The organism is Streptomyces sp. NPDC055955 (genome assembly GCF_042270245.1).
In the GTDB taxonomy this organism is placed as follows: Bacteria; Actinomycetota; Actinomycetes; order Streptomycetales; family Streptomycetaceae; genus Streptomyces.
Window position 1 is genome coordinate 36,567 of record NZ_JBHJYS010000027.1, and the last position, 13,107, is coordinate 49,673.

7 protein-coding genes are annotated in these 13,107 nt (G+C 70.3%); 2 read left to right on the forward strand and 5 right to left on the reverse strand.

Annotated elements, in window-relative coordinates; genetic code table 11:
- Window positions 1-7: 7 nt before the first annotated feature.
- Genes ACFC96_RS38640 through ACFC96_RS38660 form a run of 5 tightly spaced genes read right to left on the reverse strand, consistent with a single transcriptional unit; the run spans window position 8 to window position 7,847 of the window.
- Window positions 8-2,227, reverse strand: coding sequence for a glycoside hydrolase N-terminal domain-containing protein (locus ACFC96_RS38640; protein ID WP_376616932.1), 2,220 nt, complete (start codon window positions 2,225-2,227; stop codon window positions 8-10).
- Window positions 2,217-4,214, reverse strand: a complete 1,998-nt coding sequence (locus tag ACFC96_RS38645; RefSeq protein WP_376616933.1) for a beta-galactosidase — start codon at window positions 4,212-4,214, stop codon at window positions 2,217-2,219. Before ACFC96_RS38645 ends, ACFC96_RS38640 begins: the two co-directional genes overlap by 11 nt.
- Window positions 4,211-5,137 (reverse strand): carbohydrate ABC transporter permease, encoded by a 927-nt coding sequence (locus ACFC96_RS38650; RefSeq protein WP_376616935.1) that lies wholly within the window; start codon window positions 5,135-5,137, stop codon window positions 4,211-4,213. Before ACFC96_RS38650 ends, ACFC96_RS38645 begins: the two co-directional genes overlap by 4 nt.
- Window positions 5,134-6,171, reverse strand: coding sequence for an ABC transporter permease (locus ACFC96_RS38655; protein ID WP_376259785.1), 1,038 nt, complete (start codon window positions 6,169-6,171; stop codon window positions 5,134-5,136). Before ACFC96_RS38655 ends, ACFC96_RS38650 begins: the two co-directional genes overlap by 4 nt.
- Complete coding sequence (locus tag ACFC96_RS38660) at window positions 6,171-7,847, reverse strand: extracellular solute-binding protein (protein WP_376259787.1); 1,677 nt, start codon at window positions 7,845-7,847, stop codon at window positions 6,171-6,173. Before ACFC96_RS38660 ends, ACFC96_RS38655 begins: the two co-directional genes overlap by 1 nt.
- A gap of 210 nt (window positions 7,848-8,057) precedes the next feature.
- On the opposite strand from ACFC96_RS38660, the gene ACFC96_RS38665 reads away from it, so the two are divergent.
- Window positions 8,058-10,880 carry a glycoside hydrolase family 3 C-terminal domain-containing protein gene (locus tag ACFC96_RS38665; RefSeq protein WP_376616937.1) on the forward strand — a complete coding sequence of 941 codons (2,823 nt, stop codon included), beginning with the start codon at window positions 8,058-8,060 and terminating at the stop codon, window positions 10,878-10,880.
- Window positions 10,877-13,102: an alpha-xylosidase gene (gene yicI / locus ACFC96_RS38670; protein WP_376616939.1), complete on the forward strand. Its 2,226-nt coding sequence runs from the start codon at window positions 10,877-10,879 to the stop codon at window positions 13,100-13,102. Before ACFC96_RS38665 ends, yicI begins: the two co-directional genes overlap by 4 nt.
- The last annotated feature ends 5 nt before the right edge of the window (window positions 13,103-13,107 follow it).

Genomic DNA, 13,107 nt, shown 5'->3' on the forward strand with positions numbered 1-13,107 from the left:
GGGGGAACTACCGCGGACTCAAGGTGAGTTCGCGGTCCTCGCCCGCGGTCAGACGGAGGGGCCCGTCGCTGCCGGCGGGGGTCTGGAGATCGATGTATGCGTCACGCTCCGGGTGGACGACGGCCGTGCAGCCGTCGCCCGCCCACGTCAGGTCGACGCGGGCGCCGAACCGGGTGCGCAGGCCGCGCACCGCGCCGCGCCGCCAGGCCGGGGGCAGCGCGGGCAGCAGCACGAGCCGGTCCGGTGTGGACTGCACGAGCGCCTCGGCGAGCAGCGCGGGCAGGGCGTGTGCGGCGTCCGCGTTGTAGACGTCGCGGTCCGGGTAGTGCGCGCTCATCAGGGAGTGGTGAAAGTAGTCGCCGGTCAGCACCTGGTGCAGGGCCGCGGCCACCCGGTGCGGGTCCCGCAGTCGGGCCGCGATCAGGGCGTGGTGCAGATGGCCGTGCGCCGAGTGGTTCTCGGCGCCGCGCAGTTCGAGCGCGCGGTGCGCCGCCTTCGCCAGTGCCGGGGTGTCGTAGGGGGTGATGTCGTGGTGCGGCCACACCGGGTAGAGGTGGCTGAGGTGCCGGTGGTCGTAGGTGTCTTCCAGGCCGGGCCAGGCCCATTCGGCAAGCGCGCCGTCGGAGGTGACACGGTAGTCGGGCAGCCGGTCCGCGAGCGCGTTCCAGCGGTCGCCGTCCGGCCCGGGGTGCCAGGCGGCGGCGGTACGCAGGGCGTGCCGGGCGGCGGCGATGTCCATCGTGGCGTTGAGCGTGCCCCAGCTCGCGTTCGCGGGCCGGTTCTCCGGTGAGTAGGACGGTACGACGACCAGGCGCCCGTCGGGACCTGTCCTGGTGAGGAAGTCCTCGTAGAACAGGGCGACGTCGCAGAGCGCTTCGGCCAGCCATGCGGCCCGCTCGCCGGTCGTCTCGGCGTGCTCGACGAGCGGGGTGAGCAGCCAGTCGGCGCCTGCCGTCCACAGGTGCATCGGCCACTCCCGCTGGAAGTGGTACGTGTGTCCCGACTCGCCGTCGGTGTGTGCGGGCGCGACGATGCCCCGTGCCCCGAAGATCTCCCGCGCGTTGTCCCGCCAGTCGGCCAACTGCCTCTGGATCAGGGCACCTTGCGCCTGTGTCACCTCGGTCAGGTCGCAGGCCGTCGCGGACGCCGTCTGGAGATTGAGGTTGGCGTCCGTGGTGAACGCCCCCGACCAGGCCGTGTCCCATTCGCCGGTCCACAGCCCGGTGAGCCGCGGCGGCAGCGCGCCGGACGCGCTCAGCAGGTGGTAGCGCCCCGCCGCGAACAGCCGCTCCAGGAGAGCCGGGCTCTCCGGGCGTGCGACCAGCTCCGAGCCGGGCAGGCCGCGTTCGGAGCGCGGCGCGGCGAGTTCGAAGGTGACCCGCTCGTACGCGGCGCGGTGTCGCTCCTCGTGCCGGGCGAGGAGCCTCTCGTACGTTTTCCCCAGGTCCGTGGCGGCAGCCGGGGCGGCCAGTGACACAAGGGCCGCCGCCTCCGCCGCCGCGTCCAGTTCCCCCGGATGGCGCCGCACCCGTGTGAGCAGCAACAGCCCGTCCGCGCCGTCGACCCTGAGGCCCGCGGCGCCCACCGAGCTCCGGCCGCCGTGCATCAGCGCGACCGTCACCCCGGTGTACGCCAGGTCGCTGTCCGGGTAGCGGCAGCGCAGTGCCAGCTGGGCGCCTTGGGGCGTCAGGACGACGCTGCGGCCGACCCCGAGCCCGCTCGGGACACCGGCGAGGCCGTGGTCCAGGGACACCTCTCCGGCGAGCCCGGGACCGGTGACGTACTGCACGACGACGTCGTCGGCCCGTGACACGAACACCCGCCCGCGCCAGCCGCTGCACTGTGCCTCGGCCACCCCCGTCGCGAAGTCGACCGTGCGCCGGTAGCCGCGCCACACCACGCTGTCCCGCACGAACCGCACCTGGAAGGCCGGATGGAACGCCTGCACCCAGCGCAGCGTCCGACCGTCCGTGAACTGCTCGGCCGCTGTGACGTCACCGGCCAGCAGCCGGTCCTGGAGGTGGGGGAGGTGGGCGGCGAGCGCGGGCGGCCGTGGGCGCGGGTCGCCGTCCGGGCGGACCAGCGCGTGATGGGTGACGATCACCCGATCGTCGTGCGGGTCACCGAACACAAGAGCGCCGTGGCTGCCGTTCCCGCTGAGAAAGGCGTCCTCCCAGCGCGTGGCCGGCGCCGCTTCCCAGGTTCCGTGCGGATGGTCAGGCAGCACTGCGCCCCCGAGTCCCCGTCCCTGGAGCGAGTACTGCGACCCCGAACCGCCCGAGCGTCACCGAGCCGGAGTGACCGGCCCCCGTCAGAAGGTCCTGGTATGTCGTGTCGTGCGGCAGCGCGACGGTCACCTCGTCCCGTCCGTGATGCAGCAGGAACAGCAACTCGCCGCGGCGTACGGCCTCCACAGCGGCGGGGAGGCCGGGCAGCGGAGGCCGCACGCCGGCCTCGGCCGCCACGTCCTCGAGCAGTGAGCGCAGCGCCGGGGGTTCGGGAAGCGTCGAAAGGTACCGGGCCCGGTCGCGCCGCAGCACGGCCGGCAGTCCGTCGAGGTCACCACCGCGGTACACGGCGGTGACCTCGGTGCCGGGTTCGGCCGTCAGCTCCTCCGACCACAGGGTGCCGGTGAACTCCCCGCAGTCCACGGTCTCGTCGGGGTCCAGCGGCCACCACTCGTGCACCGTACGGATCCCGAACAGTGCGCGCAGCCGCGCGTCCATGCCGCCGGGCCGCACCCGGTCGTCCCCGTCGGCGACACCGGTGAAGAACCCGGACACGAGCGTTCCACCGTCGCGCTCGTACGCCAGGAGATTCTCGATCGCCGCGTCCGTGAGCAGGTACAGGTGTGGCACCACCACCAACTTGTATGCGGGCAGGTCGTGTTCGGGGTGCGCGAAGTCAGTGGTGAGGTGCGCCTCCCACAGAGCCCGGTGCCAGGCGCGTACCACGTCCTCGTACGCGACGTGTGACGACGGCCTGCCGTCCTGGGAACCGGCCCACCAGGAGTGCCAGTCGTGCAGCACGGCGACATCGGCGGCGATATGAGTACCCGCGACCTGCGACCCGAGCTCCGCAAGTTCCGCACCGATCTGTTTCACCTCGGCGAACGCACGGCCCTCCTCGCCCGCGTGGCCGACCATCCCCGAGTGGAACTTCTCGGCGCCCTGCCGGGACTGCCGCCACTGGAAGTAGCAGACGGCGTCGGCGCCGCGTGCCACCGTCTGCAGCGACCAGAGCCGGTTCAGGCCGCGCGGCTTGGGGTGGTTCACGCCGCGCCAGTTGACGGGGCCCGCCGCCTGCTCCATCACCATCCAGGGGCCGCGTGCCTGGCTGCGCGTCATGTCGGCGATCATCGCGTTGTACTGACCGCCCAGCGGGTCCCGCGGATCGGGGTACACGTCGACCGACACCACGTCCTCCCGCTCCGCCCACACCCATGCGTCCTGTCCGGTCCAGAACGGCATGAAGTTGGTGGTGACCGGGACGTCGGCCGGGGAGTGCCGTCGGACGATGTCTCGCTCGGCCGTGTAGCACTCCAGCAGCGCGTCCGAGGTGAAGCGGCGGAAGTCGAGGACCTGCGCCGGATTGTGCAGGTACTGGGCGCGGCGCGGTGGGATCACATCGGCCCACGTCTCCACGTGCTGGCTCCAGAAAGCCGTGCCCCAGGCGTCGTTGAGGGCGTCGAGAGTGCCGTACCTCGTGCGCAGCCAGTCGCGGAAGGCGCGGGCCGCCTCGTCGCCGTGGTCGAACGTGCAGTACTCGTTGTTGATGTGCCACATCCGCAGAGCGGGATGGTGGCCGTAGCGGACGGCGAGGTCCTCGGTGATCGCGGCGGCGTAGCGGCGGTACGCGTCGGAGGAGTGCGCGAACTGCTGGCGTGAGCCCCACCAGACGGTCTGCCCGTTCTCGTCGCGCGGCAGTGTCTCCGGGTGCAGGCGGCCCAGCCACGGTGGCGGTGACGCGGTCGGCGTCGCCAGGACGACCCCGATGCCGTGCGCGTGCATCAGGTCCATCAGCCGGTCCAGCCAGCCGAACTCCCGGGCACCCGGACTCGGTTCCAGCTTCGCCCAGGAGAAGACGCCGAGTGTCACCGAGGTGACGCCGGCCTCCTTCATCAACCGGACGTCGTCGGCCCACACCTCCTCGGGCCACTGCTCCGGGTTGTAGTCGCCGCCGAACAGCAGGCGGCCGCCGCGCGCGATCGTCACCCCTTCACCGCCCCCGTGAGCATGCCCTTCTTGAAGTGGCGCTGGACGAACGGAGAGGCAATGGCGACCGGGACCAGGGCGAGCACCATGACGGCCATCTCCAGCCCGAGCGTCGAGAGCTCACCCGTGCGGACCGCCTGCTGCAGCCCGGTCGGCGCCTCGGTGTGTCTCTGCACCAGCTGGATGAGGACGTTCTGCAGCGGCATCATCTGCTGGTCGGTGAGGTAGATGGAGGCGTTGAACCAGGCGCTCCAGTACCCCACCGCGTAGAACAGGGAGATCACGGCGAGCACGGCCCGCGACAGCGGCATGATGATGGTGAGCAGGATGCGCAGGTCGCTCGCTCCGTCGATGCGGGCGGACTCGGAGAGTTCGGGGGAGATCCCCATGAAGAACCCGCGCAGCACCAGAATGTTGAAGACGCTGACGGCACTCGGCAGGATCAGCGACAGATAGGTGTCCGTCAGGCCGAGCGACTGCACCAGCAGATACGTCGGGATGAGTCCCGCCCCGAAGAACATGGTCGCCATCAGGATCATCAGGATGACGCGGTGCCCGAGACTTCCCGGCCGCGACAGACCGTAGGCCGCGAGGACCGAGACCGTCATCGAGAACAGGGTGCCGACAAGGGTGACGCCGAACGACACCATGAGGGCCCGGCTCACCTGCCCGCCGCCGAGCAGCTCCGTGTAGTTGACGAAGGTGATGCCCTGGGGGACGACGACGAGACCGCCGGCGCGGTCGATCACGGGCTTCGGGGAGAGACTGGTGACGATCACGATCCACAGAGGGGCGAGCACCCCGAGGCAGCACAGGGCGAGGAAGCCGCCCTTCATCGTGAGTCCGGTCCGGCTCGGGGCCTCTTCCCACGCGGGGCGAGGCGGCGCCTGCAAACTGCGGATCAGCTGCGTGTTGAGGCTCATTTCCGGTACACCCCCTGCTCACCGAGCAGATGAGCGAACTTGTTCGCACCGAGCACCAGACAGATGCCGATGACACCCTTGATCAGCCCGACCGCGGCCGCGTAACTGAAGTCGCCGAACTGGATGCCGACGTTCCACACATAGGTGTCGAGGACCTCGCTCGCCCCGCGGCCGACGGCGTCGCGCTGGAGCAGGAACTGCTCGAAGCCGACGGAGAGCGCGTCGCCCACCCGCAGGACCAGGAGAAGGGCGATCACCGGCCGCAGCGCGGGCAGCGTCACGTGCCACATGCGGCGCCAGCGCCCCGCGCCGTCCATGGCGGCGGCCTCGTACAGGTCCGTGGAGACGGCGGCGAGCGCGGCGAGGAACACGATGATCCCCCAGCCCGCGTCCTTCCACACGGACTGCGCGGTCACCAGGAACTTGAACAGGGACGCGTTCGTCATCAGGTCGAAGCCGCCCCAGCCGTGCCGCTCCATGGTCTGCGCGATGATGCCCGCGCCGCCGAAGATCTGCTGGAAGACGGTGACGACGAGGACCCACGAGAAGAAGTGCGGAAGGTACATGATCGCTTGCGCCACTGCCCGCACCCGGGGCCGGATCACGCTGTTGATGAGCAGCGCGAGGGCGATGGGGATCGGGAAGAACAGCACCAGTTGGAGCAGGAACAGCACGATGGTGTTCTTCACCGCGGTCCAGAACTGCGGGTCGTCGAGCATGCGCGAAAACTGCTCGATGCCGACCCAGGGACTGTGGAAGATCGCGGTGATGCCGTTGCCGGAGGCGTAGGGGTCGTAGTCCTGGAAGGCGACCACGTTGCCGAGCAGCGGTACGTAGTTGAAGAGCAGGAGCAGTCCGATGGCAGGCAGCGTCATCAGGATGAGCGCGCGGTCGCGGCGCAGCCGGACCCGCCAGTGGACCTTGCCGGCCGCGCGCTTCTTGGGAACCGCCTTCGGGGCGAGAGCGGCCGCCGGTTCCTCGACGGCCGTCGCGGGACGTGTCCCGTCGGGCCTGCTCCCGGCCGTGAGAGACATCAGTTGCCGCTGCCGTTCTTTTCGATGAGCTTCTTGTACCAGTCACGCAGCTTCTCGCCGCCGCCGGACTTCCAGGTGGAGATGGCCTGCTGCAGGTCGGACAGCTTCTTGTTGCCGCGTACGTAGTCGATCTCCAGCTGCTCGAACGGCGAGGCCAGGTTCGCGTAGCGGGACGGTTCGACGATGTTCATGCCGTATGTGGAGGTCTTCTTCGTGAACGCGCCCATCCGCTGCTCCCACTCGACCTGCTTGCGGGTGACGTCGGGGAGGTCGGGGTGGGCCAGGTAGGGGGCGGGGGCGGCGAGCATCACCCAGGCGTTGATGACCTCCTGGTTGCCCTGGTCGGTCTTGACCGGCAGGCCGTCCTTGACCGTGTAGTGGGTGCCCTCGACGCCGTAGTCGACGAGCATCCGCTCCTTCGTGCCGTAGGAGGCGGCGGCGAAGTTGGCCGCGGCCAGCGCGTTCTCGACCGTGGTCTTCGAGGCGCCCTTGCGGATGAACGACCAGATCGTGGCGGGCTGGCTCGCGTACAGTGTCGGGTCGCCGCCGTCGGGGCCGAAGATGTCGATGGCCTCGCAGACGAAGTCCGGGTTGGACTTGGCCTGTTCGGCACTCTTCACGTACCAGTTGGAGATGTCGTTGTTGTAGACGAGGATCTGGCCCGCGGTGAAGCGCTGGCCGGCGTCGCCCGTGCGGGACTTGTCATCGGGGTGCACGACCCCGGCGTCGAACAGCTTGCGGGTCCACTCCAGCGCTTCCAGGTATTCGGGCTGCTCGATGCGGTACGTCAGCTTGCCGTCGTCCCCGATGTGCCAGCCGAGCGAACCCGAGGCGCGGACACCGAAGATGTTGAAGGCGGTCCAGGACATGTCGCCGCAGGCGTACACCTTGGCCTTGGCGCTCGTGGCGTCCTTGGCCCAACTGAGGAACTCGTCGGGCGACTTGGGGACGTCGTAGCCCTTCTTGTCGAAGAGGTCCTTGCGGTAGTAGGGCACGATGAAGGTGGCCCTGGCGGACGGCATCGGGATGCCGCGCAGGTCGCCGCCGAAGATGCTCATCCGCCAGGAGTCCGAGGGGATCGCGGCGAGGTTCGGGTACTTCTTGACCTTGTCGCCCGCCAAGTAGGGGCCGAGGTCCATGAACTTCGCCGCGACCGCGTTCGGGATCTTGCCGGTCAGCTCCCAGCTCGGCACCACCACCATGTCGGGTATCTCGCTGCTCGCCAGGACCGCGCCGAGCTTCTCGCCGTAGGTGTTGCCGTCCTGGTTCTGCCAGGTGACCTTGGTGCCCGCCGCCTTGTCGACCGCCTTGTAGTAGGCGCAGTCGCCCTTGGGAGACGTGCCCCAGAGCGGGGACATGATCTTGATGGGCGCGCCGGTGCCGAGCTTGTGCGGCGCCGACGCGGCGAGTGCCGACAGGGACACCTTCCCGGTGTAGCCGGATGCCGAGCCGTTCTTCGACGGCACGTCGGGGTTGGCGAACTTGCTGGCGACGAAGGTCGGCAGCAACTTGTCGGCGGCCTTCCCGGAGGTCGTGCCTTCCCGGTCCTTGTTCTCCGACCCGCCGCACGCGGCGAGCAGCGGCATCCCACCGGCCACCGCTGCGGCGGCCACGGCGGTGGAGGCGAGGAAACTTCTCCGGCTGGGAGCGGAGGCGGAGGGCGAGTTCGGCGTCATTGCGGTAACCCTTCGGGGAACGCGTCGCGCATTTGTCGAAGCGCTTCGATGTTGCAGCGAGGTTAAGGGAGCGCTTCCCCGGTCACAAGAGCGGTGCACAGAATTCCTGAACGTCCATTCCCTTTCAGGCACTTGACACATGACAACCTGACTGCGGAGCATCGAAGCGCTTCGAAGATTCGCTGACCACCTTCGCCAAGGGACCCGCACGTGACCGAGAGACTCCCGCTCCACCCGGACGCGGCACCGCCCGCGGACAAGCGCGTCGACGACCTGCTGTCCCGGCTCACGCTCGACGAACGCATCGCGCTGCTGCACCAGTTCACTCCGGGGGCGGAGCGAGTCGGCCTCGCCGCGTTCCGCACCGGACAGGAGGCACTGCACGGCGTCGCGTGGATGGGCCCGGCCACCGTGTTCCCGCAGTCCGTCGGGCTCGGCGCGACGTGGAACGAGGACCTGGTGCGGCGGATCGGCGACGCCGTCTCCGCCGAAGCGCGCGCGATGCGCGAGTGCGACGACCGGATCGGCCTCAACGTCTGGGCGCCCACGGTCAATCTGCTCCGCCACCCGCTGTGGGGCCGCAACGAGGAGGGCTACTCCGAGGACCCGCACCTCACTGCCGCCATCGCCACCGCCTACACACGCGGCCTGCGCGGCACCCACCCCACGTTCTGGCGCACCGCCCCCGTCCTCAAGCACTGGCTCGCCCACAACAACGAGACGCGCAGGGACACGTCGAACTCCTCCGTGCGCCCCCGCGTCCTGCACGAATACGACCTCAAGGCATTCCGCGGCCCCGTCGAGGCCGGCGCCGTCGCCGGCGTCATGCCCGCCTACAACCTGGTCAACGGCCGGCCCAACCATGTATCGCCCTATCTGCGCGAGCAGCTGCGGACCTGGACCGGACAGGAACTCATCGTGTGCTCGGACGCGGGCGCGCCCAGCAACCTCGTCGACTCCGAGCACTACTTCGACACCCACGAGGAGGCCACCGCCGCCGCCCTCGTCGCGGGCGTCGACAGCTTCACCGACCACGGCACCGACTCCTCGACGATCACCGGGCGGATCCGCCGCGCCCTCGGCCAGGGGCTGATCTCCGAGTCGGACATCGACACCGCCGCGCGCCGGCAGCTCGATGTGCGGCTGCGCCTCGGCGAGTTCGAGGACGGCGACCCCTTCGAAGGCGCCGGGGCCTTCGACACCGAGGAACACCGCGCCCTCGCGCAAGAGGCCGCCGAGCAGGCGGTCGTGCTGCTCAAGAACGACGACCTGCTGCCGATTCCCGACACCGCCCACATCGCCTTGGTCGGCCTGCTCGCCGACGAGTGCAAGACGGACTGGTACAGCGGCACCCTCATCCACCGCTCCACCCCGCTCGACGGCCTCCGCGAGCGGTTCGGCACCGAGCACGTCACCTTCGCGGAGGGCGTGGACCGGGTGCGGCTGCGGTGCGACGCCGGATGGCTGCACGTGCCCGAGAGCGACGCCGACGACCATGTGCGCGGCGCCGAGGGCGCCCTTGACCCCGCCCTCCTCGCCGCCCGCACCGACCTCCCGCCGCTCACCACCGCCGCCGAGTCGGGCACCGAACTCGCCCTCGTCGACTGGGGGAACGACGTCCTCACCCTGCGCGCACCCGACGGCCGCTACCTGTCCGTCGCCGAGGACGGCTTCGTGCGGGCGTCCGCCGAGCAGCCCGGCGGCTGGGTCGTCCAGGAGACGTACACCCTGGAACGGCACGGAAACGCTCACCTCCTGAGACACACGGGCACGGGCCGGTACGTCGCCGTCGCCGCCGACGGCGTGAAGGTTGCCGAGCAGGGCACGGCTTTCGAGGTGGAGTACGTGGAGCGCGGCGCGGACGCCGTGGCGCGGGCAGCCGCCGACGCCGACGTGGTGATCGTCGTCGCGGGCAACGACCCGCACATCAACGGCCGCGAGACCGAGGACCGCACGACGCTCGCCCTCCCCGACCACCAGGACCGGCTGTGGCGAGCGGCCCGCGCCGTCAACCCGAACACCGCCCTGGCCTTGATCGGCTCGTACCCCTACGCCGTGCCCGACGCGGACACCGAGCTCCCCGCCCTGCTGTGGACCGCCCACGGAGGTCAAGCCGCGGGTCGTGCCCTCGCCCGGGTCCTCGCGGGCGACGTCAGCCCCGCCGGACGCCTTCCGCAGACCTGGTACGCCGCCGACGGCGACCTGCCGGACCTGCTCGACTACGACGTCATCGGCTCCCGCCAGACCTACCTCTACTTCGAGGGCACACCGCTGTACCCCTTCGGACACGGCCTGTCCTACGCCTCGTTCGACTACGACGGACTCGTCGCGCACCGCGACGCGGACACACTTGAGTGCGCCTTCACCGTCACCAACACCGGCGCCACGCCGGCCGACGAGGTCCCGCAGCTGTACGTCCGACCGCTCGGCATGCCCGTCCCGCGCCCGCGCCGCCAGCTCCTCGCGCACCACCGCATCGCCCTCGCGCCCGGGGCGTCGGAGCGCGTCACGTTCACCGTGTCCGTCGCCGACCTCGGCCATTGGGACGTTGCCCAAGGCCGCTGGAGCGTCACCTCGGGCACGTACGAACTCCTCGTCGGTGCCTCCAGCGAGGACATCCGCCTCACCACGCGCCTGCTGCTCGACGGTGACGAGCCCGCGCCCCGGCCCGTCCTCGTCGAGGGCCTGGACGCGGCGGCGTACGACGAACAGAGCGGCACGGCGATCGTCGACCGCACGAAGACGTCCGGCGACGCCGTCACCGTCACCGGGCCCCACGCCGAGCTTCTCTACCGCAACTGCGACCTGGGCACCGACGGAGTCAGCGCCGTGCGCTTGACCGTCGCGGGCGCGGGCACCGTCGCGATCGGGGACGGCGGCACGGTCACCGTCCCGCCGACCGGCAGCCCGTACCACTACGTCACCCTGGACGCCGACCTCACCGCCCGCGGAGTACATGACCTGCGCGTGCGGCTCGGCGGCGAGGTCCGTCTGGCCCGGCTCACCTTCATCCCACGGGGGACCACCGCATGAAGTTCACCGACGGTTTCTGGCTGATGCGCGACGGCGTCCACGCCGCGTACGCCACCGAGGTCCGCCAGATCCTTGCGGCCGACGACCGGTTCACCGCGTACGCCGCCGTCCGGCAGGTCCGCGACCGCGGCGACACCCTCAACCAGCCTCTGATCACCATCGACTGCTTCACCCCCGCCGAGGGCGTCATCGGCGTCCGCTTCACCCACCACGCGGGCAAGCGGCACCGAGGACCCGACTTCGAGCTGCTGCGTGAGGAAGGCGCCGGTGGCGCACAGGTGACCCGCGAGGGCACGGTCACCGAGCTGACGACGGGCCCGCTCACCGTCCGCCTGGACACGGCAGGGGAGTGGGGCCTGGAATTCCTCGACTCCTCGACCGGACGCCGACTGACGGCCGTCGAACGCAAGGGCACCGCCTTCGCCACCACCCCCGACGGCGCCCACCACATGGTCGCCCAGCTCGCGCTCGGCGTCGGCGAGCACATCTACGGCCTCGGTGAACGCTTCACCCCGTTCGTCAAGAACGGCCAGACGGTGGACATCTGGCAGGCCGACGGCGGTACCAGCAGCGAACAGGCCTACAAGAACGTCCCCTTCCACCTCTCCTCCCGCGGCTACGGCGTCCTCGTCAACCACCCCGGGAAGGTCGGCTACGAGATCGGCACGGAGTCCGTCGGCCAGCTCCAGTTCAGCGTCGAGGACCAGTCGGTCGAGTTCTACGTCGTCGCGGGCCCGACCCCGAAAGACGTGCTGCGCCGCTACACCGCGCTCACCGGACGCCCCGCTCTCCCGCCGGCCTGGTCGTTCGGCCTGTGGCTCACCACCTCCTTCTGCACCGAGTACGACGAGGGGACGGTCACGTCGTTCGTCGACGGCATGGCCGAGCGCGACATCCCGCTCACCGTCTTCCACTTCGACTGCTTCTGGATGCGCGAGTACCAGTGGTCCGACTTCACCTGGGACCCGGACGTCTTCCCCGACCCGGTCGGCATGCTGCGCCGCCTCAAGGCGCGCGGCCTGCGCATCAGCATGTGGATCAACCCGTACATCGCCCAGAAGTCCCCCCTCTTCGACGAGGCCCGTGAGTTGGGCCATCTGGTCCGCAAGCCGAACGGCGACGTCTGGCAGTGGGACCTGTGGCAGCCCGGCATGGCGCTCGTCGACTTCACCGACCCGGGCGCGCGCGACTGGTACGCGGGCAAGCTGCGCGGCCTGCTTGACATGGGCGTCGACAGCTTCAAGACGGACTTCGGCGAGCGCGTCCCGACCGACGTCGTCTGGCACGACGGCTCCGACCCCGAGCGCATGCACAACTACTACGCACACCTCTACAACCGCACCGTCTTCGAGCTGCTGGAGAAGGAGCGCGGCAGTGGACAGGCGGTGGTCTTCGCCCGCTCGGCGACGGCCGGCGGCCAGCAGTTCCCGGTGCACTGGGGCGGCGACTGCTTCGCGTCGTTCACGGCGATGGCGGAATCCCTGCGCGGCGGCCTCTCCCTGTCCCTGTCGGGCTTCGGGTTCTGGTCGCACGACATCGGCGGCTTCGAGGGCACCCCCGACCCGGCCGTCTTCAAGCGCTGGCTCGCCTTCGGCCTGCTCTCCTCGCACAGCCGCCTGCACGGCAATGTCTCGTACCGCGTGCCGTGGGCATTCGGCGAGGAAGCGGTGGACGTGGCACGGAAGTTCACACTCCTCAAGCACCGTCTCATGCCGTATCTGTACGGCGCGGCGGTCGAGGCACACCTCACCGGCGTCCCCGTGATGCGCCCGATGCTCCTCGACTTCCCGGAGGACCCGACGTGCCGGGTCCTGGACCGCCAGTACATGCTCGGTCCCGACCTGCTCGTGGCGCCGGTCTTCTCGGGGGACGGCGACGTCGAGTTCTATCTGCCCGCGGGCACGTGGACGCGGCTGCTGACGGGGGAGCGGGTCGAGGGCGGGCGCTGGCTGCGCGAGACCCACGGCTTCGACAGCCTGCCGCTGTTCGTCCGCCCCGGCGCGGTCGTCCCGCTCGGCGCGGACGACCGGCGCCCCGACGGCGACTGGACCGACGGTGTCACCCTGCTCGTGGCGCCGGGCGCGCAGGACGTGACCGTGACGGTGCCGCAGCACGACGGGAGCCCCGCCGCCACATACCGGGTGCGCCGGGACGCGGACAGCGGGTCGGTCACGGTGGAGGTGGAGGGAACGGAACTCCCGTACGGGGTACGGGAGTTGTGACCCGT

Bases quoted from the DNA above. Each gene is read 5' to 3' on its own strand.
- ACFC96_RS38650 (WP_376616935.1), bottom strand. From the start codon at position 5,137: ATGAGCCTCAACACGCAGCTGATCCGCAGTTTGCAGGCGCCGCCTCGC.
- ACFC96_RS38655 (WP_376259785.1), bottom strand. From the start codon at position 6,171: ATGTCTCTCACGGCCGGGAGCAGGCCCGACGGGACACGTCCCGCGACG.
- ACFC96_RS38660 (WP_376259787.1), bottom strand. From the start codon at position 7,847: ATGACGCCGAACTCGCCCTCCGCCTCCGCTCCCAGCCGGAGAAGTTTC.
- yicI (WP_376616939.1), top strand. From the start codon at position 10,877: ATGAAGTTCACCGACGGTTTCTGGCTGATGCGCGACGGCGTCCACGCC.